Annotated in this window: 18 protein-coding genes; all 18 read left to right on the top strand. The window is 74.5% G+C overall.

The window, feature by feature from the left end; all coding sequences use genetic code 11:
• Nucleotides 1-7 precede the first annotated feature (7 nt).
• The 18 genes from ACIQG9_RS16300 to ACIQG9_RS16215 all read left to right on the top strand — a co-directional run bounded on the left by ACIQG9_RS16300 (nt 8) and on the right by ACIQG9_RS16215 (nt 21931).
• The gene (locus ACIQG9_RS16300; protein ID WP_400402675.1) at nt 8-211 is read left to right on the top strand and encodes a hypothetical protein; all 204 of its coding nucleotides are present in this window, start codon (nt 8-10) and stop codon (nt 209-211) included.
• Nucleotides 212-462: 251 nt separating this feature from the next.
• Entirely contained in the window at nt 463-1062 is a 600-nt protein-coding gene (locus ACIQG9_RS16295; RefSeq protein ID WP_400402673.1) for an ArsR/SmtB family transcription factor, read from the top strand.
• 13 nt (nt 1063-1075) lie between these two features.
• Entirely contained in the window at nt 1076-2398 is a 1323-nt protein-coding gene (locus tag ACIQG9_RS16290) for an MFS transporter (protein ID WP_400402670.1), read from the top strand.
• A 118-nt stretch (nt 2399-2516) separates the two neighbouring features.
• Nucleotides 2517-3095 (top strand): GNAT family N-acetyltransferase, encoded by a 579-nt coding sequence (locus ACIQG9_RS16285; protein ID WP_400402667.1) that lies wholly within the window; start codon nt 2517-2519, stop codon nt 3093-3095.
• Nucleotides 3096-3159: 64 nt separating this feature from the next.
• Nucleotides 3160-3372 (top strand): hypothetical protein, encoded by a 213-nt coding sequence (locus ACIQG9_RS16280; protein ID WP_074318554.1) that lies wholly within the window; start codon nt 3160-3162, stop codon nt 3370-3372.
• Nucleotides 3373-3447: 75 nt separating this feature from the next.
• Entirely contained in the window at nt 3448-4947 is a 1500-nt protein-coding gene (locus ACIQG9_RS16275) for a replication-associated recombination protein A (RefSeq protein ID WP_400402664.1), read from the top strand.
• A gap of 2720 nt (nt 4948-7667) precedes the next feature.
• Nucleotides 7668-8363 (top strand): hypothetical protein, encoded by a 696-nt coding sequence (locus tag ACIQG9_RS16270; RefSeq protein WP_400403209.1) that lies wholly within the window; start codon nt 7668-7670, stop codon nt 8361-8363.
• Nucleotides 8364-8512: 149 nt separating this feature from the next.
• Nucleotides 8513-8974: a DUF948 domain-containing protein gene (locus ACIQG9_RS16265; protein ID WP_400402661.1), complete on the top strand. Its 462-nt coding sequence runs from the start codon at nt 8513-8515 to the stop codon at nt 8972-8974.
• Between the two features lie 31 nt (nt 8975-9005).
• Nucleotides 9006-9311 carry a hypothetical protein gene (locus tag ACIQG9_RS16260; RefSeq protein WP_400402659.1) on the top strand — a complete coding sequence of 102 codons (306 nt, stop codon included), beginning with the start codon at nt 9006-9008 and terminating at the stop codon, nt 9309-9311.
• Complete coding sequence (gene alaS, locus ACIQG9_RS16255) at nt 9308-11986, top strand: alanine--tRNA ligase (protein ID WP_400402657.1); 2679 nt, start codon at nt 9308-9310, stop codon at nt 11984-11986. The genes ACIQG9_RS16260 and alaS overlap by 4 nt, the downstream gene beginning before the upstream one ends.
• Nucleotides 11987-12058: 72 nt before the next feature.
• Nucleotides 12059-12520, top strand: a complete 462-nt coding sequence (ruvX, locus tag ACIQG9_RS16250; protein WP_400402655.1) for a Holliday junction resolvase RuvX — start codon at nt 12059-12061, stop codon at nt 12518-12520.
• On the top strand, nt 12517-13737 hold the full coding sequence (mltG, locus tag ACIQG9_RS16245; protein WP_400402652.1) for an endolytic transglycosylase MltG: 1221 nt from the start codon (nt 12517-12519) through the stop codon (nt 13735-13737). The genes ruvX and mltG overlap by 4 nt, the downstream gene beginning before the upstream one ends.
• Nucleotides 13734-14543, top strand: a complete 810-nt coding sequence (locus tag ACIQG9_RS16240) for a shikimate dehydrogenase (RefSeq protein ID WP_400402649.1) — start codon at nt 13734-13736, stop codon at nt 14541-14543. Before mltG ends, ACIQG9_RS16240 begins: the two co-directional genes overlap by 4 nt.
• Before the next feature lie 202 nt (nt 14544-14745).
• Nucleotides 14746-16251 (top strand): family 16 glycosylhydrolase, encoded by a 1506-nt coding sequence (locus tag ACIQG9_RS16235; RefSeq protein WP_400402646.1) that lies wholly within the window; start codon nt 14746-14748, stop codon nt 16249-16251.
• 118 nt (nt 16252-16369) lie between these two features.
• Nucleotides 16370-17605 (top strand): hypothetical protein, encoded by a 1236-nt coding sequence (locus ACIQG9_RS16230; protein ID WP_400402644.1) that lies wholly within the window; start codon nt 16370-16372, stop codon nt 17603-17605.
• Between the two features lie 315 nt (nt 17606-17920).
• Nucleotides 17921-18760 (top strand): phosphatase PAP2 family protein, encoded by an 840-nt coding sequence (locus ACIQG9_RS16225; RefSeq protein WP_400402642.1) that lies wholly within the window; start codon nt 17921-17923, stop codon nt 18758-18760.
• 85 nt (nt 18761-18845) lie between these two features.
• The gene (locus ACIQG9_RS16220) at nt 18846-19790 is read left to right on the top strand and encodes a glycosyltransferase (protein WP_400402639.1); all 945 of its coding nucleotides are present in this window, start codon (nt 18846-18848) and stop codon (nt 19788-19790) included.
• A gap of 134 nt (nt 19791-19924) precedes the next feature.
• Nucleotides 19925-21931 carry a delta-60 repeat domain-containing protein gene (locus ACIQG9_RS16215; RefSeq protein ID WP_400402637.1) on the top strand — a complete coding sequence of 669 codons (2007 nt, stop codon included), beginning with the start codon at nt 19925-19927 and terminating at the stop codon, nt 21929-21931.
• The last annotated feature ends 170 nt before the right edge of the window (nt 21932-22101 follow it).

Raw genomic sequence — 22101 nt, 5'->3', positions numbered from 1 at the left:
GCTGAACGTGGCCGGGCCGGACGCGGTGAGCCGGGCCGGGCTGGGGCTGCTGGTGGCCCGCCGGTACGGGTTGGCCCCGGTCGGGCTGCGGACCAGCACGATCGCCGGAGCCGGCCTGGTCCGCCCCACCGAGGTGCGGCTGGACTCGTCGCGCGCCGCCGGCCTGCTGCGGACCCGACTGCGCGGCGTCACCGAACTGCTCGCCGGCTGAGGCCACCGCCCGGTCTCCCGCACCCGCGTCGCGGGCGGCCACCACCCGCGCTCTGCGGCGCCGCACCCACGCCCTTCGGGTGCGTCTGTTGCGGTCCCCGCGACCAGAAACGCACCCGTACCCGTGGGGTGTCCCTCCGTGCCCGGGTTCGGCGCCGGGCGGGACCCTGCTGTGCACGGGAACAGGCCGACTGCGGCCGGAAGATGCACAACTATTGTGCACAAGTTCTATGCACAGTTATTGTGCATCCCATGGAGAACGAAGACCGTGGCGCGGGGCCCGCGCCACGCGTCGTGCGGATCGACCACCGGCAGGTACGGGTCCTCGCCCATCCGCTGCGGGTGCGGCTGCTCGGCGCGTTGCGGGTGAGGGGTCCGGCCACGGCCACCACCCTCGCCGGGCTGCTCGACACCAACACCGGCGCCACCAGCTACCACCTGCGTCAGCTCGCCGACGTGGGGTTGGTCGTCGAGGACCCGGACCGGAACACCGGGCGGCAACGCTGGTGGCGGGCCGCGCACGACGTCACCAACTGGGAACCGACCGACTTCGACGACGACCCCGACGCCCGGGCCGCGATCGAGTGGATCCAGGGCGATCAGGTGCGGCTGCTGGTGGAACACGCGGAGCGGTGGCTCGCCGTCCAGCACCGGTGGTCACCGGCCTGGCGGGACGCGTTCGGCATGGGAGACATCTTCCTGACCGTCCCGCCGTCGCGCCTGCAGGCCCTGGAGGCGGAGCTGTGGCAGGTGGCGGAGCGCTACCGGGCGGAGGCGGACCCCGACGAACCGGGCGCCGAGCAGGTGCAGGTCTTCCTCGCCGCCTACCCGATGACCGAGGAGCCCCGATGACCGAGGAGCCCCGATGAGCGCGCTGACCGTATGCCAGGTCCGGTTCCGCTACCTCGCCCTCTACGGCCTGCGCTGGCTGCCCAGCGGCCTGCTGATCCCGGTCATGATCCTGCTGATGCAGGAACGCGGCCTCTCCCTGCCGCAGATCGGCCTGGTGGCCACCGCGCAGGGGCTGGTCGTGCTGGTGCTGGAGCTGCCCACCGGCGGGCTCGCCGACGCGCTCGGCCGTCGCCCGTTGCTCGCCGTGGCCTGGACGGTCAACCTCGGCTCGCTGGCGCTCTTCGCGGCGGCCGACACGTTCGCCCTGTTCTTCCTGGCCGGCGCGTTGCAGGGGGTCTACCGGGCGCTGGACAGCGGCCCGCTGGAGTCCTGGTACGTCGACGCCACCCTGGCCGCCGATCCGGCCGCCGACTACGAGCGCGGCCTGGGCTACGGCGGCACCGTCATCGGCGTCGCCATCGCGGCCGGCGCGCTGCTCAGCGGCGGCCTGATCGCGCTCGGTCCGTTCGGCCCGATCAGCGCCCTCACCGGGCCGGTGCTGGTCGCGCTCGTCCTCCAGGTGGCCGCCCTGGTCGCGTTGCTGGCGCTGCTGGCGGAGGTCCGCCCGGCCCGGGGCTCCGGCGCGCTGCGCGCCTCGATCGTGGAGGCGCCCCGGATGGTCGGCCAGGCGATCGGGCTGCTGCGCCGCTCCCGGGTACTGCTCGCCCTGGTCGCGGTGGAGCTGTTCTGGGGCTTCGGGATGTTCACCTTCGAGTCGCTGCTGCCGGTCCGCCTCGCCGAGGTGGTCGGGGACGCCGACCGGGCGGCAGCCCTGCTCGGCCCGGCCAGCTCGGCGGCCTGGCTGGCCAACGCCGCCGGCGCGGCGGCCACTCCGCTGCTGCTGCGGTGGCTGGGGGCCGCGCCCAGCGCCGCGCTGCTGCGGATCCTCCAGGGCGGCACCGTGGTCGGGATGGGGCTCTTCGCCGGCCCGGTCGGGGTGCTGATCGCCTACCTGGCCTGCTACACCGTGCACGGCGCGTCCAACCCGCTGCACATGGGCCTGCTGCACCGCCAGGTCGACGGGCCGTACCGGACCAGCGTCCTGTCGCTGAACTCGATGGTGGCCCAGCCGGCCGGGGCGCTCGGCGCGGTGGTGCTCGGCGCGGTCGCCGGCGTGGCCGGCGTCAGCACCGCGATGCTGGTCGGCGCGGTGGTGCTGGCCGTGGCCGCCCCGCTGTACCTGCCCGCCTGGCGGGCGACGCGGACCGGCACCGGGCACCCCCACCCGCCGGCCCCCGGTCCCGCCCTGCCGACGGCCCGACCGACCGTCGACACCCCGGTCACCGAGTCCCGGTGACCCGCCCGGTGGCGGCCCGCGACGGTGGCGGCCGGGACGGTGGCGGCCGGGACGGTGTCCCGACCTGCCGGAACCTGATCGGCGGCGATCGCGCCGCCGGCACACGAGAGGAGCAGTGGTGACCGAGCTGCGTTCGGTGCGTCCGGTCCGGATGACCGGTCCGGGCTGCCTGCTCCGCGAGTGGGACGACGGCGACGTCCCCGCCCTGTGGGCCCTGCTCGACGACGCCCGGGTCGCCGACCGGGTGCTGGACGAGGCACCGCCGTCGCCGGACGACGTCCGCGCGGCCGTGCGGGCCTGGCGGCAGGCGGCGGAACAGTCGCCCCGGCGGGAGTACCGGCTGGCCGTCGTCGTCGCCGACCGGCCGGTGGGCCTGGGGAACCTGGCCGTGGAGAGCTCCACCCACCGGCGGGGCGAGATCGGCTACGTGATCCACCCCGACCACTGGGGCCGGGGCCTCGGGACACAGGTCGCCCGTCTGCTGGTGCGCCTCGGGTTCGAGCAACTCGGGCTGCACCGGATCGAGGCGACCACCCGACCCGACCACACCGCCTCCTGCCGGGTGCTGGAGAAGGCCGGGATGCGGCGGGAGGGGATCAGCCGCGACCACCTCCACGTCCGTGGTCGCTGGTGGGACTCCGTGCGGTACGCCGTCCTGGCGACCGACCGGGCGGGACCGGTCCACCCGGGAGATTGACGACCCGACCGATTGGGTACATCTCGCGCCGACCTACTGGGACCCCCTACCGGAGGACACTCACATGCTCGCCATCCTCGCGGCCATCGTGTTCGGCTTCGCGCTCCTGATCGATCTGCTGAACACCAACTTCGGCGCACCTGACCTGTTCAACTGGAACACCCTCGTACTCATCGGCCTGCTGCTGCTCTCGCTCTACCTGGCCGGCGTCGGCAGCGGCCCGCGCGGCGGTGGCGGCGGCCGGTGGTACCGGGGCCGGCGGCCGGGTCGCGGCTGACCGCAACGGATCAGGACGGGCGCGGTCCACGGCGCGATTCCGGCGTCGTGGGCCGCGCCCGGTACTGTCTTCCTGATGGATTCCGACGCCCTCTTCTCCCTCGGTGAACCCGCCGCGGCGCCCAGCGCCCCCGCGGGTGCCGTCGGCGTCGACGGCTTCGCCACGGTCGGCGAGGACTCCCCGCTGCCGGTGCGGATGCGGCCCGCGAGCATCGACGAACTGGTCGGCCAGGAGCACCTGCTCGCGCCGGGCGCGCCGCTGCGCCAGCTCGTCGGCGGCGGCGCTGCCCTGTCGGTGATCCTCTGGGGGCCGCCGGGCAGCGGCAAGACCACCATCGCCCACCTGGTGGCCCGGGCCACCGACCGCCGTTTCGTCGCCATGTCGGCGCTCTCCGCCGGGGTCAAGGACGTCCGGGCCGTCATCGAGACCGCCCGCCGCGAGCGCCGCTCCGGTGGCCCGCAGACCGTGCTGTTCATCGACGAGGTGCACCGGTTCAGCAAGACCCAGCAGGACTCGCTGCTGGCCGCGGTGGAGGACCGGACGGTCACGCTGCTCGCGGCGACCACCGAGAACCCGTACTTCTCGGTCATCTCACCGCTGCTGTCCCGGTGCGTGCTGCTCACCCTCCAGCCGCTGGACGACGCCGCCGTACGCGGCCTGCTCCGCCGCGCGGTCGCCGACCGGCGTGGCCTGGGCGGCGCGCTCACCCTGGCCACCGACGCCGAGGACCACCTGGTACGCCTCGCCGGCGGCGACGTGCGCAAGGCGCTCACCGCGCTGGAGGCCGCCGCGGCCTCGGCGACCGCGCTCGGCACCGGCCGGATCGACCTGGCCACCACCGAGCAGGCGGTGGACGTGGCAGCGGTGCGCTACGACCGCGACGGCGACGCCCACTACGACGTGACCAGCGCGTTCATCAAGAGCATGCGGGGTTCGGACGTGGACGCCGCGCTGCACTGGCTGGCCCGGATGCTGGTGGCCGGTGAGGACGCCCGGTTCATCGCCCGGCGAATGGTGATCTTCGCCAGCGAGGACGTCGGAATGGCCGATCCGACCGCGCTGACCATGGCCACCGCCGCCGCGCACGCGGTGGAGTACGTCGGCCTGCCCGAGGTCCAGCTCAATCTCGCCCAGGCGGCGATCCACCTGGCCACCGCGCCGAAGTCCAACTCGGCCACGATGGCGATAGGGGCGGCGATGGCGGACGTCCGGGCCGGTCGGGGCGGCGCGGTGCCGCGTGGGCTGCGCGACGCCCACTACGCCGGCGCCCGGGGCCTCGGGCACGGCACGGGCTACCGCTACCCGCACGACGACCAGCGCGGGGTGGTCACCCAGCAGTACGCTCCCGACGATCTCGTCGGGACCGACTACTACCGGCCCAGCGGGCACGGCGCCGAGCGGTCGGTGGCCGCCCGGCTGCCCCTGCTGCGCCGGATCGTCCGGGGGCTGTCCGCCCCGGCGGCGCGCCCCGACGGGCCGGCGCCGGTGGTGAACGGCCGTCTCCCGTCGGGCACGGGACACGCCGGTGGGGCGGATGAGGACGGCGGCGACGCCGCCGGGGAGGTTCAGCAGTGACATCGCGTGGTGGGGAGCGACCGCAGGACGGTCCCGACGAGCGGCGTGACCCTCGCGCCAAGGGGCGTCGGTGGGGTCGGGGGCGCGGCGGTGACGAGGCGCCCCCGGAGCCGGTCGGCGAGGAGTTCGGCTGGATCGACGACCTGCGTACGGCGAAGCAGCAGCGGGCCGAGCTCGGCCCGGACGGCGGTCCGGTCCCGCCGGTCCGGGGTCCCGTCCCGCCCACCGTCGGCGGGGGGCCGGCGGGGCCGCCCGGTGGCCCGCGACCCGGCCCGGCCGGTCCCGAGGCGGCACCGCCCGGTCCCCGCGCCGGCCAGCCGGGCCCGCGTCCCGAGGCATCGGCTCCCGGCGCCCCCCGGGCGCCGCAGCCGGGTTCCCGCCCCGAGGGCCCGCCGCCGGTCGGCCAGCCGGTTCCGCGCCCCGAGGCGTCGGTTCCGGGTGGTCCCCGGGTGGCGCAGCCCGGTCCGCGCCCCGACCTGCCGCCGGCTGCTGGTCCACGGCGTCCCGGCCCGGTGGCCGCCGGACCCGACACCCCGCCGCCCGGCCACCCGGCCGCCCGCCCCGCCGGGCCGCCGCCGGGCCGCCCGCCCGTCGCTGGTCAGGCCACCCCGCCGGTACGCGGTGGCTGGCCCGCCGCCCCCGAACAGCGTCCCCGCCCCGGCGAGGGCCCGTGGCCCGGCCCGGCCGCCGCCGGACGTCCCGGTCCACCAGGTCCGCCCGGGGAGGCGTCCCGCCCGGACGCCCCCGATGTTCCCGGCTCCGGCCCCGGCCGGGCGACGGTCGCCGGCCAGGCGCCGCCCGCCGGCTGGCCCGCTCCCGGCACTCCGGCGCCCGCCGGCCCGGCGGGTCGGCGGACCGTGCCCGACGGCCGGCAGGGCGGCCGGCGGCCGAACCCGGCCGAACCGGCGGGTCGGGGTGGGCCGGTCCATGCGGCCCGCCCCGGCGAGCCCCCGGCCGACCCGGCCTACCCGGTCCCGGCGGGCGGACCGCACGCGGGCGCGGCACCGGTCAGTGGCGCACCCCGACCCGCTCCGGCGTCCCCGGCCGTCGGCGGTCCCCGCCCGGAGCCGGCGGCACCGGTCGGCGGAGTTCGACCCGACGCCCCCGCCGCCGATCCCCGTACCGCGCGGCTGCGCCGCGACGCCGCCGACGGCGCGGCGCCGCCCACCGCCGGACGCCGGGCCGGCGTCCCGGCGGCCCCCGAGCGGGGCGGCCGGCGTCGCGCCGCCGAGCCGGACGAGCCGGTGGTGCCGCAGAGTGGCAACGCGCCGCCGGTTCCCGGTGCGGCCCCGCCCGTTCCCGGTGCCAGCCGCCCCGGTGCGGCTGCTCGTGACGACAACGGTCGACGCCGCCCCGGCTCGGACGTCGCGGAACCGCCGAGCCGCCGGGCGAGGCCGGACGCCGATGGGCCCGCCGGGCACCGCCCCGGTCCGGACGCCGCCGCGCCGCCGACCCTCGGGGCCAGGCCGGACGGCGAGCCACCGGCCGGCCACCGGGCCAGACCGGACGGCGACGAGACGGCCGGTCACCGGGCCGTGCCCGCCCCGGGGGACAAGCCGCGTGCTGACCGACCCGAGCGGCCGGCCGACTGGCTGCGGCAGGCCGGGCGTACCCCGCACACCGATCCCGCACTGCGGGTGCTCAACCGGTCGACCCCGGCCGGTGGGCCGGGTGCGGTGCCACCCGGCCCGGCCGCCCCGGGTCGTCGGGGTGAGTCCGGGGTGCCGGATCGGCCCGACGTCGAGCCCCGGGCCCCCCGGCCGGGCCAGTCCGGGCCGGCCCGGGGCGCGGCCCGACCGACCCCGCCCGACCAGGGCCACGGTCGTCCGGCCGGGCCCACCACGGGGCCGGCGGGGGACGACCAGCATCCGGTCCGGGGTGCCCGCGCGGCGGCCCCCGGCCCGCGTACCGGCACGGGCCCGGACCGCGTCCCGGGCCCCCGCGCCGACCCGGGGCCCGCCTCCGGTGGTCCGCGTCCGGCCGGTCCGGCTGGCGGGTCGGGGTCCGGTGGTCCGCGTCCCGGTGGCGCCGGGCCGATGTCCGGTGGCCCCGGGCCGGCGGCACCGACCTCCGGTGGCACGGGCCCGCATGGTCCTGCCTCGGCGTCCCCGTCCGGTGCGCCCCGCCCCGGCGCCCCGGCCCCGGCCGGTGGTCCCGGACCCCGTCGGGACGGTGTCGCCGCGCTCGGCCCGCGTCCGGACGGCGTCGCCCCGGCGGGCCCCCGTGGCGGCGGGCCGGACCCGGGGGCGGCACCCCGGCCCGGCACCCCGGCCCGTGGCGCGGCCCGCCCGGCCGGGCCGGCCACCGGCACCGCCCGCCCGCCCGCGCCCGGAGACGAACCCCGGCGTCCCGCCGGTGCCCCCGGTCCCGCCGTTCATCCCGACGCCGGTCCCCGGCCCGCCGTTCATCCCGACGCCGGCCCTCGTCCCGGTGCGCATCCGGACGCCGGCGCGCGTCCCGACGCTGGTCCCCGGCCCGCCGCCGCCGGTGGAGTGGTCGCCGGGGCGGCGGTGGCCCGGGCCACCGCGCCGACCGTCCGACCCGGTGCCGGACCCGACGAGGCCACCGGCCGGGCCGTCCCGCCGGCCCGGGCCGAGCCGGCCGGCGTCGCCGCCGTCCCGCCCTCCGGTCGGGTCGACGGGCCGGGCGTGGCCCGGGTGGCGGTGGTCCCGCCGGACGGCGCACGCCCGGGGCCGGACGACCCGGTCAGCGGCCCGCCGCTGCGCCCGGGGACGGAAGACGACCCGTCCGAGGCCGCCCCCGACGGTGCCCGGTCCGAGTTGCGTCGCCAGGTCCGCGAGCGGCGACGGCTGCGGCTGGCGCTCCTGGTGCTGGTCAGCGTGGTGCTGCTCGGCGCGGTTCCGCTCTACTTCGGCCTCCGGACGCTCAGCCGGGACCCGGTCTTCGACACCCTCGACGAGCTGGGCGTGCCCGGCTGGGCGGCGGTGGAGACGGTGGACAACGTCAGCGGCAGCCGTTGGTGCCTGCAGGACTGCCGGCTGCGCGAGCGCACCGTGGAGTCCGACCGCGCGCCGGAGGAGACCGCGACGGTCTACGAGCAGGCGCTGCGGTCGGAGGGCTGGCGGCCGTGGCAGGTGACCCGGTGCCCGGAGCAGCAAGCCAAGGGCAGCTACACCTGCTGGCGGCGGGACGAACTCACCCTGGACCTCTGGGTCCGGGCACCGACCTGCGTGCCGCCACCGGTCGACGGGGGACCGGCCGTGCCGCCGTCTCCGCCGGCCTCGCCCGCAGCGGGCGAGTGTGCCGGATCGTTGGTGTCGGTGAAGGTCCGCAACGCGATCGACGACGAGCGGACCCGACCACAGCCGAGCACCGATCCTTCCCTGACCGGTGAGGATCCGTTCCCGACGTTCACCGATGATCCGCTCGGCGACCTGACACGCTCACCGTCGTGAGCCGGTTTCCATCACGGACGGTAGGGTCTGGGGCTGGCAGGCCCGCCTGCTCCCGGTGACCCTGCCCGGGTCACCGCCGCGACGGTGTGGGTATGACGGTCGCACGTTCCGGGGCGAGGGTCCCGGAACCCTGCTTGAGGAGGACATGCGTGGATGGTGGACAGATCGCTGCGCTGGTCGCGGCCGGTGGTTTCCTGATGCTGGTGCTCGTCCTGGCGGTGCCGATCCTGCGGTTGCGGCACACCGTGGACGCCACCACCCGGATGATCAACGACCTCAACGAGCAGACCACCCCGTTGCTGGGCGAGGTCAACATCACGGTGAGGAACGTGAACACCGCGCTGGAGCAGGTGCAGACCTCCCTCGACGGGGTGAACCTGCAACTCGCCAAGGTCGACACGATGACCACCCACGCGCAGAACGTCACCGCCAACGTGGCGAACCTGGCCACCGTCGTCTCCGCCGCCGCGGCGAACCCGCTGGTGAAGGTCGCGGCCTTCGGCTACGGCGTCCGCCGGGCCGCCTCGGCCCGCCGGACCGCCGAGACCGAACGTGAGGTGCGCGACACCATCAAGCAGCAGCGCCGCGCCGCCAAGCGCGGCAACCGCTGACCGGCCGGCGGCGCACAGGAGGAATGAGAGCATGAGGCGACTGTTCTGGCTCGGCATCGGGCTGGCCGTGGGCGTGGTGGTGGTCCGCAAGGCCACCCGCACCGCGCAGGCGTACACCCCGGCCGGGATCGCCAGCGGGCTGTCCGAATCCGCTGGCGGTCTGGTCGAGTCGCTGCGTAGCTTCGTGGCGGACGTACGGATCGGGATGGCCGAGCGCGAGCAGGAGATCCACGAGGCGTTCGCCCGCGGTGAGGCGTTCGACGACCAGTTCGCCGAGCTGCGGGAGGACCCGCGCATCGGTGACCGAGAGATCTTTCCGGAGGAACCCCAGCGATGAAGACGGCGGAGATCAAGCGGCGGTACCTCGCCCACTTCGAGGCGAACGGCCATGCCGTGGTGCCGTCCGCTCCGCTGCCCGCCATCAGCGACCCGAACCTGCTGTTCGTCAACGCCGGCATGGTGCAGTTCGTCCCCTACTTCCTGGGGCAGCAGACCCCGCCGTACCAGCGGGCGGTCAGCGTGCAGAAGTGCCTGCGCACCCCGGACATCGACGAGGTCGGCAAGACCAGCCGGCACGGCACGTTCTTCCAGATGAACGGCAACTTCTCCTTCGGTGACTACTTCAAGGACGGGGCGATCCCGCTCGCCTGGGACCTGGTCACCAAGCCGGTCGCCGACGGCGGTTACGGGCTGGACCCGGAGCGGATCTGGCCGACGGTCTACCTCGACGACGACGAGGCGTTCGGGATCTGGCGGTCGGTCGGGGTGCCGGCCGAGCGGATCGTCCGCCGGGGCAAGGCGGACAACTTCTGGTCGATGGGCATTCCCGGCCCGTGCGGCCCCTGCTCCGAGCTGTTCTACGACCGGGGCCCGGAGTACGGCCGCGAGGGCGGCCCGGCGGTCGACGAGGACCGCTACATGGAGTTCTGGAACCTCGTCTTCATGCAGTTCGAGCGGGGTCCGGGCACCGGCAAGGAGAACTTCCCGATCCTGGGCGACCTGCCGGCGAAGAACATCGACACCGGCATGGGCCTGGAGCGGATGGCCTCCGTCCTGCAGGGCGTCGACAACCTCTACGAGATCGACGAGGTACGGCCGATCCTCGACCGGGCCGCCGAGCTGACCGGCAAGCGGTACGGCGCGCACTCCGGCCAGGTGGCCAGCGAGTCGCACCCGGACGACGTGCGGCTGCGGGTGGTCGCCGACCACGTACGCACCGCGCTGATGCTGATCGGCGACGGGGTCACCCCGTCCAACGAGGGGCGTGGCTACGTGCTGCGCCGGATCATGCGGCGGGCGATCCGCGCGGTCCGGTTGCTGGGCTACGGCGACCGGGCGCTGCCCGAGCTGCTGCCGGTGGCCCGGGACTGCATGTCCCCGTCGTACCCGGAGCTGGCCGAGGAGTTCGACCGGATCTCCCAGTACGCGTACGCCGAGGAGGACGCGTTCCTCTCCACGCTGCGCGCCGGCACCACGATCCTGGACACGGCGATCGCGGAGACCCGGTCGGCGGGGAAGCCGGCGCTCTCCGGCGACAAGGCGTTCCAGCTCCACGACACCTACGGCTTCCCGATCGACCTGACCCTGGAGATCGCCGCCGAGCAGGGCCTCCAGGTCGACGCGGAGGGCTTCCGCCGGCTGATGGCCGACCAGCGCAACCGGGCCAAGGCCGACGCGCAGGCCCGCAAGACGGGGCACACCGACGTGTCGGCGTACCGGTCGGTGCGCGACGACGGCGGGGCGGTGGAGTTCACCGGCTACACCGAGCTGCACCGGGAGTCCCGGGTCCGCGCGCTGCTGGCCGGCGGCGCGGCGGTCGGCGCGGCGGTCGAGGGTGACACCGTCGAGCTGGTGCTCGACACCACCCCGTTCTATGCCGAGGGCGGCGGTCAGCAGCCCGACCAGGGTCTGATCACCGTGGGCGGCGGCCAGGTCGAGGTCTTCGACGTGCAGCAGCCGGTGCCGGGCCTGATCGTGCACCGGGCGAAGGTGGTCCGGGGCGAGGTGCGGGCCGGCGAGACCGGCTACGCCGAGATCGACGTGACCCGGCGGCGGGCCATCTCCCGGTCGCACACCGCGACCCACCTGGTGCACCAGACCATGCGCAACTTCCTCGGCGAGTCGGCCACCCAGGCGGGTTCGCTGAACGCGCCGGGCCGGCTGCGGTTCGACTTCAACACCCCGACCGGGGTGTCGCCGAGCGTGTTGCACGACGTGGAGCAGCAGGTCAACGAGGTGCTCCTGGCTGACCTGGAGGTCAACGCCTTCATCACCACCCAGGAGGAGGCGCGTCGGATCGGCGCGATGGCGCTGTTCGGCGAGAAGTACGGCGAGCGGGTCCGGGTCGTCGAGGTCGGCGACTACGCCCGGGAGCTGTGCGGCGGCACCCACGTGGCCCGCTCGGCCCAGCTCGGCCTGGTGAAGATCCTCTCCGAGGCGTCGGTGGGCTCCGGGGTACGCCGGATCGAGGCGCTGGTCGGGATGGACGCGTTCGGCTTCCTGGCCCGCGAGCACCTGCTGGTGTCCCGGCTGGCGGAGCTGTTCCGGGTGCCCGGCGACCAGGTCGCCGACCGGGTGGAGCAGACCGTCACCCAGCTCCGCGACGCGGAGAAGGAGCTGGAGAAGCTCCGCGCCCAGTTGGTGCTGGGCGGGGCGGCGGCGCTGGCCGGCCAGGCGAAGGACATCCGTGGGGTGGCGTACGTCGGCACCGAGGCGCCGGAGGGCGCGGCCGGCAACGACGTGCGGACCCTGGCCCAGGAGATCCGCGGCAAGATCGACCCCGCGCGGCCGGCGGTGGTCGCGGTGGCGGCCCGGTCGAACGGCAAGGCGTCCCTGGTGGTGGCCGTGAACGCGGCGGCGCGGGGGCGTGGGCTGGCCGCCAACGACCTGGTGAAGGCGGCCTTCTCCGGTCGGGGCGGCGGCAGTCAGGACGTCGCGCAGGGCGGTGGCCTGCCGGCCGCCGAGGCGCCGAACCTGCTGCTGACGGTAGAGAAGGCGATCGCCGAGGCGTGATGGCACATCGAGGGAGCCAGGGCGGACCGACGCGGTCCGCCCTGGCTTGTCACAGTGGAGGAACAGCCCGCCATGGGTGAGTTGTCCCGGGGCGTCCGGCTGGGCGTGGACGTCGGGCAGGTCCGGGTGGGGGTGGCCCGGTCCGACCCGCACGGGGTGCTGGCCACCCCGCTGGTCACCCTGGCCCGCGACCTGACCACCGGCCCGGACGCGGTGCCGAGCGATCTCACCGAGATCGTCCATCTCATCGCCGAGCACGAGGTCGTCGAGGTTGTCGTCGGCCTTCCGGTCAATCTCGCCGGCAAGCACGGTCCCGCCGCCCAACACGTGTCCGCGTACGCGAGCCGACTGGCCGATGTGATAGCGCCGGTTCCGGTGACGCTCACCGACGAGAGGATGTCGACGGTCGTCGCGTCTCGTAGGCTTGCCGAGCGTGGCGTACGGGGAAAGCGTCAACGCGCGGTGGTCGACCAGGCCGCCGCGGTCGAGATCCTGCAGAGCTGGCTGGAAGCGCAGCGGAGGCGGACGGAATGATCGACGATCTGGACCTCGGGTTCGACGAGCAGGAGCGGGGTGAGAAGGGCCGGCACCGGCGCGGTTTCGTCAACCGACGCAACGGCAAGTCGGGCGGCGGGCCTGGCAAGACCATTTTCGCCCTGTTGATGGCCCTCGTCCTGCTGGGCGGCATCGGCGGCGGGGCCTTCGTCGGCTTCGACCGGATCCGCAACCACTTCATCACCCCGGACTACGACGGCCCCGGTACGGGCGAGGCGCTGGTCGACGTCAAGACCGGCGACACCGCCACCGCCATCGGTGACACCCTCTACGACGCCGGTGTGGTCAAGAGCACCAAGGCGTTCGTCGAGGCGGCGGACGACAACGCCCGCAGCAAGAACATCCAGGTCGGCCGGTACAAGGTCAGGAAGCAGATGCGCGCCGCGGACGCGCTCACCATGCTGCTGGACGGGAAGAACCGGGTGGTCAACGGGGTGACGATCCCCGAGGGCATGATCACTCTGGCGATCTACGACGTGCTCGCCAAGGAGACCAAGATCCCGGTCGCCGAGTTCAAGGCCGCCGCCAAGGACCCGGCCAAACTGGGTGTGCCGGAGTTCTGGTTCAATCGCAAGGACGGCAAGAAGGGGCCGCGGAGCCTGGAGGGCTTCCTCTTCCCGGCCACCTACGAGATCCCGCCGAAGGCGACTGCCGAGCAGATCCTGTCGATGATGGTGGAGAAGTTCCTCGCCGTCACCGGCGAGATGAAGTTCGTCGAGACGGTGGAGTCCGAGCGTGGCATCTCGCCGTACGAGGCGTTGATCACGGCCTCGATCGCGCAGGCCGAGTCGGTCAACCACGTGGACCTGCCGAAGGTCGCCCGGGTCATCTACAACCGGGTCTACACCGACAACTACCACTGCAAGTGCCTGGAGATCGACAGCGCGATCAACTACTGGCTCCGCCTGCAGGGCAAGGACCCGAAGGACTCCGACATCCTCAAGGCCAGTGAGCTGCGTGACCCGAAGAACCCGTACCGGACGCACGGGGCGGACGGGCTGACCATCACCCCGATCAGCAACCCCGGCGAGGACGCCCTCAAGGGCGCGATGAACCCGCCCCCGGGCAACTGGGTCTACTTCATGACCGTCGACAAGAAGGGCACGATGGGCTACGGCTCCAACGACGCCGACTTCCGCAATCTCCAGAAGCAGATGTGTGACAACGGGGTGCTGAGCGGAGAGAACTGCAGGTGAGGGCAGCGGTGCTCGGCCGGCCGATCGCGCACTCCCTCTCCCCGGTGATCCACAACGCCGGCTACGCCGCCGCCGGGCTCGCCGGCTGGTCGTACAGCCGGATCGAGTGCGGTGCGGCGGAGCTGCCGGCGCTGGTCGCCGGCCTGGGCCCGGAGTGGGCCGGGCTGTCGGTGACCATGCCGGGCAAGGAGGCGGCGCTCGCGGTGGCCGACCAGGCGTCGCCGGTCGCCGCCGCCGTCGGCGCCGCCAACACGCTGGTACGTCGTCCGGACGGCTCCTGGTACGCCGACAACACCGACGTCGCCGGCATGGTGACCGTGCTGACCTCGGCCGGGGTGGCGTCCGGCGGCACCGTCACGGTGCTCGGGGCCGGCGGCACCGCCCGGGCGGCCCTCGCCGCCGCCGCCCGGCTCGGCGCGACCACGGTGACCGTGGTGGCCCGCCGCCCGGCCGCCGTCGAGGAGCTGCGTCCGGTGGCGGTGGCCGTCGGGGTGGAGCTGGTCGCCGCGGCCTGGGCGGACGCCGGCCGGCACGTCGGTGTCGACGTGGTCGTCTCGACCGTGCCGAAGGGGGTCGCGGACCCGCTCGCCGCCGACGTCCACTGGGGACCTTCCACGGTGCTCTTCGACGCGCTCTACGACCCGTGGCCCACTCCGCTGGCCGCCTCGGCGCTGGCGGCCGGCCGTCGGGTGGTCTCCGGGCTCGACCTGCTGCTGGCCCAGGCCGTCGGCCAGTTCACGCAGTTCACCGGAGTGCCCGCCCCGGTCGACGCGATGCGGGCGGCGCTGGTCGCGGCCCGCCACTGACCAGTCACGCAGGAATACGGCTTTCCCGTCAATCAGGCGTAACCGGGGGAAGCCGGCATTCGTTTTCGGGCCCCAACAAAAGCATCCCGCTCTCTCTTATGCTTCGGTTAAGTCGGGTGGTCGCGGTGATTTCCTTTCGGCCACACCTGCATCGGGTCGATACGCTGCTGCCGGTAATCGTCGCCCAACCGGGGAGTGTTCCTTGAGCAGGCACGGACTCCACCGCGCCCTTCCGGCCATCAGTGGCCGACGCAAGGCCGTCGTCCTCAGTGTCCTCGGCGTCACCGCGGTCACCGGCATCGTGGCCACGATGATGCCGCTGGTCGCCGCCGAGGTGCCGCCGATCGTGCTGTCCGCCGTCGCGGACACCACCGCCACCCAGGTGCCGCAGGACGGTGACAACGGCAGCAAGACCACGCTGGCGAGCTGCCCGCAGCTCTGCGACGGCAACCGCAACGGCCAGCGCGACGCCGTGCTGGAGTTCTCCGTGCGCGGCCTGCCCGCCGACGCGGTCGGGGTCAGGGCGTCGCTGCGGGTCTACGCCTGGCAGCCCTTCGCGTCCCGGGTCCGGGCGCACGCCGCACAGGGCACCGCCGCCGGCACCGGCGCCTGGGCCCAGCGACCCGCCCTCGGGCCGGCGCTGGCCGCCGTCGACCAGGTGACCCAGGGCTACAACGAGTGGGACGTCTCCAGCGCGGTCAGGGGCAACGGCCAGGTCACCTTCGCGCTCACCCAGGAGAACTGGAACACCCGGATCTACTGGGCCTCCCGGGAGAACACCAGGGTGGCGATCCGGCCGAACCTGGTGGTCACCTACCAGCGCGGCGGCCGGCCGCCGGTCCGCCCGTCGGTCACCACCGCCCCCGCGCCGACCACGGTCGCCCCGACGCCGTCGCCGACCCGTACGGTGGCGCCGACGCCGACCCGGACGGCCACCACCGCGCCGCCGACCACCACCGCGCCGCCGCCGCCGACCAGCAGCCCCGGCACCGACGTGCCCGGCTGGCGGCTGGTCTGGTCCGACGAGTTCACCGGCCCCACCGTCGACCTGAACCGGTGGAACCTGCGCGACAACGAGGGCCGCGACATCGACCGGGGCTGCAACGTCGACGACCCGGACAACACCTTCGTCTCCGGCGGCGTGCTGACCCTGCGGGCGCAGCGGGAGACCGCGGTGTGCAGCTCGCAGACCCGGCAGTACACGCAGAGCTACCTGGACACCATCGGCAAGGCGTCGTTCACCTACGGCCGCTTCGAGATGCGGGCCAAGTCGCCCAACGGGCCGGCCGACTCGAAGGGCCTCTGGCCGGCGTTCTGGCTGCGCCCGGACGACGGCGGCAAGGGCGAGATCGACGTGGTGGAGCTGCCCGGCGGCGGGTCCTACCACGAGGCCGCCACGCAGGCCATCTTCTACGACTACACCCCGGTCAAGCAGGACCAGCGCTGGGACTTCCCGGTCGGCTACCCGGGTGACGGTTTCCACACGTACACCACCGAGTGGGAGCCGGGCGTGATCCGCTGGTACATCGACGGCCGGCAGGTCTGGCAGCGGGACCGCAGCACCACGCCGTGGTTCGACGAGGCCTTCAGCAAGCCGTTCAACCTGCGGCTGAACTTCCAGGTCGGCGGCTGGCTGGGCGACCCCGACGCGGCCACCCGCTTCCCGGCCGACTTCCGGGTCGACTACGTCCGCGTCTGGCAACGCTGACCGGACCGGGCCGGTACGCCGCCCGCCGGGCTCCGGCCCGCCGGGCGGCGTCCTGCCGGCTGCCCCTATCGTGTCCGCCAACGCACGGCGGTCGGGCGGGACAGGGGAGGGCGCGACGGTGGTGGAGGACCCACGGACCCGTCAGGACGGCCTGGGCTGGGTGACCCGGGCGATCTTCGGCGACCCGAGACTGTGGCTTGGTGTCTCGGCCGGCCCGGCGGCAGTGCCCCGGGGCCACCACCCGGCCGTCCGGTACGCCGTGGTGCCCTCGGTGGAGCGGGCGAAGTTCCTGCTCCCGCTGGTCTCCCGGCGGGTCGGCGCGGCGTCGACCCTGGCGTACAACGCGCTGCGACCGCACCGGGTGCGGGCCAACCGGTTCGCTGTCGGCGTGCTGGCCGGCCTCGGCGCCACCGGGCTGGCCCGGATGCCGGTGCTGACGGTGGCGGTCCCCGCCGACGCCGACCCCGCCGCGCTGCTGCTCGCCGAGCACCTCGGCCGGCTGGCGGGACGACGGCTGCACGCCGCGATCGGCATCCGCCCGCCCGACCCGCACCACAAGCCGACGTTGCAGCTCTTCGACGACCGGGGCGCCGCCCGGGCGTACGCGAAGATCGGTTGGAACGACGCGACCCGGGCGATGGTCCGCGCGGAGGCCGACGCGCTGCGGGAGCTGCCCCGCGACGGCGGTGACTTTCCCGACGTGCCCCGGCTGCTGCGCGAGGTGAGCTGGGCCGACCTGGCGGTGACCCTGGTGGAGCCGATGCCGGCCCGGGTGCGCCGACCGCGCCACCCGCACCGGCCGGAGGTGGCCGCGATGCTGGCGGTGGCCCGGCGCGGCGGGCCCGCGCGGACCCCCCGACCGTTGCGCGGGTCACCGTTCCTGGCCGACCTGACCGGGCGGGCCGCGCGGGCCGGTGGTCCGGTGGTCGCGGCGCTGGCCGCGCTCGCCGACCGGGACGGTACGACCCCGGTGGAGTTCGGGCACTGGCACGGCGACTGGGTGCCGTGGAACCTCGGCACCCACCGGGGCCGGCTGGTCGCCTGGGACTGGGAGAACAGCGGCGCCGAGCGGCCGGTCGGGTTCGACCTCGCCCACCAGGGGTTCCAGAGCGCGTTGTCGCTGCGCGGGCGGGACGTGCCGGCGGCGACCGGCGAACTGGTCGAGGTGCTGGACCGGCACGGCGCGGCGTTCGGGCTGGATCCGGTGCGGCGCCGGCTGGTCGCCGACGCGTACCTCGTCGAGCTGTGGTTGCGCACGGCGGAACTTGCCGCCGGTGGCGGTGGCTGGAGCCCGAAACTGCATCCCGCCCTGCTGCACGTGCTCGCCGACCGGTTGGGTCTGCCCCGCGGCTGACCGGCGGTTCTCCCGCCGGCTGGGACGACTGTCGGAGAGCCGACTGGCAAAGCGGGGAAATGCCACACTGCCGTCATCGCCGCTACCGAACGGGGCTCGCGTTCCTCTAGGGTGTCCCCACTCGACGACCACCGGCCGGAGACGGCGTGGTCGATGCGGCCCGGGACGGCGTGGGGACATCGTCCGGGTCCTGCGCGGTGGGAGGCCCGGCCGGTGGCCGGCACAATCAGGGGGCACGATGGGATCGGCTTGCGTCACGCGGCCCGGGGCGGGCTGCGCCTCGGTCACCACCCGACCGGACGGCGGTGACCGGCGGTGACCCTCGTCTACGTGCTGGCCGTGCTGGCCGTGCTGGTGCCCCTGGTGTGCGTTCCGGTGCTGGCGGCCCGGTGGGCGGCGGCCGTCCAGACCGGCCGGACGGCCGACCGGGTCCGGGTCGCCCTCGCCGGCCTGACCGCCGCGTTCGGCCGGGTCGGCGCGGCCCTGGTCGTGCTCCTCGCCGGCTCGGCGGCGATCGTCGCCGTCTGCTGGCCGATCGGTGAGGCCCTCTCCCGCCTCGAACCCCACGTCGACCACCCGGTCTTCGACTACGTGCACGCCCGCCGGGTCGACACCTGGGCGGACATCAACCTGTTCATCTCCCCGATCGGCGACCGCTACCCGCTGAAGTGGGTGACCGTGGTGGCCGCGCTCCTCTTCGCCGTCGCCTGGCGTCGCCGCCGCTGGTGGATCCCGCTGGTGGCGATGCCGTTGCAGTTCGTCGTCGAGCAGTACACCCAGGAGATCCTCAAGGTGGTCGTCGACCGCGGCCACCCGCCGACCGACCTGGGCACCTACCCGTCCGGGGGCTGCGCCCGGGTGCTGATGACCTTCGGCACCATCCTGGTGCTGGCCGCCCTGACCTGGCGGATCCCGCGCCGGGTGCTGATCGGCCTGGTCACCGCGCTGGCGGTGCTGGTCTCGGTGGAGGGCTACACCCGCATCTACGCCGAGAAGCACTGGCTCACCGACGTCTTCGGCGGGTGGTTCTTCGGCACCCTGCTCACCGGGGTGATGGTGCTCGCCGTGCTGGTCGCCGACGGCCGGGTCCGCCCGCCGACGCGGCCCGCCGTACCGGACCCGGCCGTCGACGATCGGGTGACGACCGGCACCTGACCCCGGCGCCCGGCCGGTGCGCCCGTCCCGCGCGCCGGCCGGACACGGCCCCCACCACTCCTCGAACGGAAGTTGGGCCACCGTCGTGACCACCCTTCTCGTCGCCTCCACCGGTGGGCACCTCGCCGAGCTGCACGACCTGCTGCCCCGGCTGGGCGTCCAGGACGACTGCGTCTGGGCGACCTTCGACTCGCCGCAGAGTCGCTCGCTGCTCGACGGCCACGAGGTCATCCACGTGCCGCCGGCCACCACCCGGGACGCGGTGGGCACCCTGCGCGACCTGCTGGCCGCCGGCCGGGTGCTGCGCGGTGGGCGGTACCGCCGGGTGGTCAGCACCGGCGCCAGTGTGGCCATGTCGTTCTTCCTGCCGGCGGCCCGGCGGGGCCTGGACTGCCACTACATCGAGAGCGCCACCCGCACCGAGGGCCCGTCGCTGACCGGTCGGCTGGTCGCCCGGATGCCCCGGACCCGGCTCTACACCCAGTACCCGGGGTGGGCCGACGGCCGGTGGCGCTACGGGGGGTCCATCTTCGACGGCTACGTCGCCGCGCCGGCCGCCCCCCGGCCGGTCCGCCGGATCGTGGTCGCCCTCGGCACCCACGAGCGGTTCGGCTTTCCCCGCCTGCTGCGACGCCTGGTCGAGGTGGTGCCGCCGGAGGCGGAGGTGCTCTGGCAGGTCGGCTCGACCCGGATTCCCCGGATGCCGGCCGGGGCCCGCCGGCAGGTGCCCTACGCGGAGATGCAGCAGGCGATGCGGGATGCCGACGTGATCGTGACGCACGCCGGGGTGGGCTCGGCGCTGGCCGCGATGCGGGCCGGCCACCGGGCCGTCTACGTGCCACGGCGGGCCCGGCACGGCGAGCACGTCGACGACCACCAGGTCGAGATGGCCCGCGAACTCGACCGCCGCGGCCTGGTGCTGGCCCGGGAGGCCGACGCCGTCACGGCTCTGGACCTGGTGGAGTCGGCATCGTGGACGGTCGCCACGACCGGTACGGTCGCGCCGTTCCAGTGGGCGGGACCGCCGTGAGGCCGGCCGGGACCGGGCGGTCCGGTGACGGGCGCCGCCGGTCGATGCGGAATCCTCATCCTCCGCGGGTCGTCCGGACGCGACCCGTACGGCGGCACCAGGCCGAGCCGGTGGCCGAGCGGACCGGTCGGTTGATGGTGCGAAATGTCCGGGCGCAGCAAGCTACGCGTGATCTCACTTCATCATTGGGGGCGCCAGTGCTTCACAGAACGTCTCGACCGGTGTGGCGGCGGTGGTTCGCCGCCCTCGCCGTCCCGGTGCTCGCGGCCGGCCTCCTGGCCGCGCCGGCCCGCGCGGCGAACCTCACGCCGGTGACCAGCACGCTCACGTCGGCCGACCCGGCGGACAACATCCCGCACGCGCAGAACGGCGACACCAAGGCGTTCGCCGAGATCGGGAACACCGTCTACGTGGGTGGCTCGTTCACCTCGGTCAAGGCCGCCGGGGCGACGGGCTGGACCGCCCGCAGCTACCTCTTCGCGTACGACCGGTCGAGCGGCGCGCTGAAGGCCGACTTCACCCCGACGCTGGACGGCGCGGTGCACGCCCTCGCGGCCAGCCCCGACGGCAAGCTCATCGTCGGTGGCGCCTTCATGAACGTGAACGGGGTCAGCCGCAAGAACCTGGTCGAGCTGGACCCGGCCACCGGCGCGACGGTCACCGGCTGGGTCGGGCGCAGCGACGGCGGCCTGGTACGGCGGACCGTGGTGGTCGGCAACAAGCTCTACATCGCGGGCGCGTTCCACTGGGTCAACGGCACCCAGCACTCGCTGCTCGCCCGGCTCGACGCGACCACCGGCGCGATCGACGCCACCTTCCAGGTCGACGCCAGCGTCGCCCGGGCCAGCAGCGAGCTGGTCTGGGGCCTCGCCGTCGCGCCCGACGGCAAGACCCTGGTCGCGGTCGGCAACTTCACCGAGGTCAACGGCCAGCCCCGCAACCAGGTGGTGGTCGTCGACCTGGACGGCACCCCGGCCGTCGCCAACTGGAGCACCCAGCGCTACGTGGCTCCCTGCTACGACTGGTCGTTCCCGTTCTACGCCCGGGACGTCGACTTCTCCGACGACGGCACGTACTTCGTCGTCATCGCCGACGGCGGCCGGGGCGACGGGGCGTACTGCGACGCGATCGCCCGCTTCGAGACCGCCGACCGGGGCGCCGCCCTGGACGCGACCTGGGTCAACTACACCGGCACCGACTCGGTGACCTCCGTAGAGGTCGCCGACAACGTGGTCTACGTCGGCGGGCACTTCCGCTGGCTGAGCAACGCCAACGGCAACGACTCGGCCGGCGCCGGCGCGATCAACCGGTTCGGCCTGGGCGCGCTGGACCCGATCAACGGCCTGCCGCTGGTCTGGAACCCGACCCGTTCGGGTGCCCCGGCGGGCACCACCACCTGGGGCCCGATCATGTGGGAGCTGTGGCGGGGCAGCAACGGCCTGCTCGCCGGCTTCGACTCCGACGGGCTCGGCAACGAGTACCACGGCCGGATGGGTCTGTTCCCGCTCGCCGGTGGCCGTACCGTCGCCGCGACCAACGCGCCGTCCGCGTCGTCCGGTTTCCTGTACGTCGGCACCGGCAACGGCCAGACCACCAAGGTGCCGTTCAACGGCAGCACGCTGGGCACGCCGGTGAGCAGCGCCCAGCCGAACCTCACCTCGGCCGGCGCGTCGTTCTCGATCGGCAACAAGGTCTACTGGTCCAAGACCGACGCGACCGCCCCGAGCGGCAGCTACCTCGACGTGTCGATCTTCTCGGCTGGCTCGGTGGGCGTGCCGTGGATCAGCAGCGGCTACAACAACTGGTTCAACGCCGCGTCGATGAGCGGGGCGTTCTACCTCGACGGTCGGATGTACTACACCAAGACCGGCACGAACAAGTTGTTCTACCGCCACCTGGAGCCGGACGGCTACATCGTGGGCTGCACCGAGTTCACGCTGCCGAGCCAGGACCTGGCCTGGGGTGACGTCCGCGGCATGGCCTGGGTCAATGGCAAGATCGTCTACGGCAACGCGGACGGCTCGCTGCGCGCGGTGCCGTTCGACCAGGCCGCCGTCGACGGCGCCGCCTCGGTCCAGGTCGCGGCGGCCAGCGCCGACGTGACGTGGTCGAGCAAGACGCTCTTCTTCGCCACGTCCTGATCCGCACCTGGTTACGGGCGGTCCGCCGGTGTCCCCGCGACACCGGCGGACCGCCCGTAGCGCAGGGGACCGGTCGGCTGTCGACCCCAGGTGAACAGTCGGCGACAATGGGACCATCAGCGGCCCGCCCCTCGGGCCGCCGTCCGGCCCGCGCCGACCCGCCCACCCCC

The sequence above is a fragment of the Micromonospora sp. NPDC092111 genome (assembly GCF_044755745.1).
GTDB lineage: Bacteria > Actinomycetota > Actinomycetes > Mycobacteriales > Micromonosporaceae > Micromonospora.
Note: the sequence above shows the minus strand (reverse complement) of the source record. Positions and strands in the feature narration are given on the sequence as shown.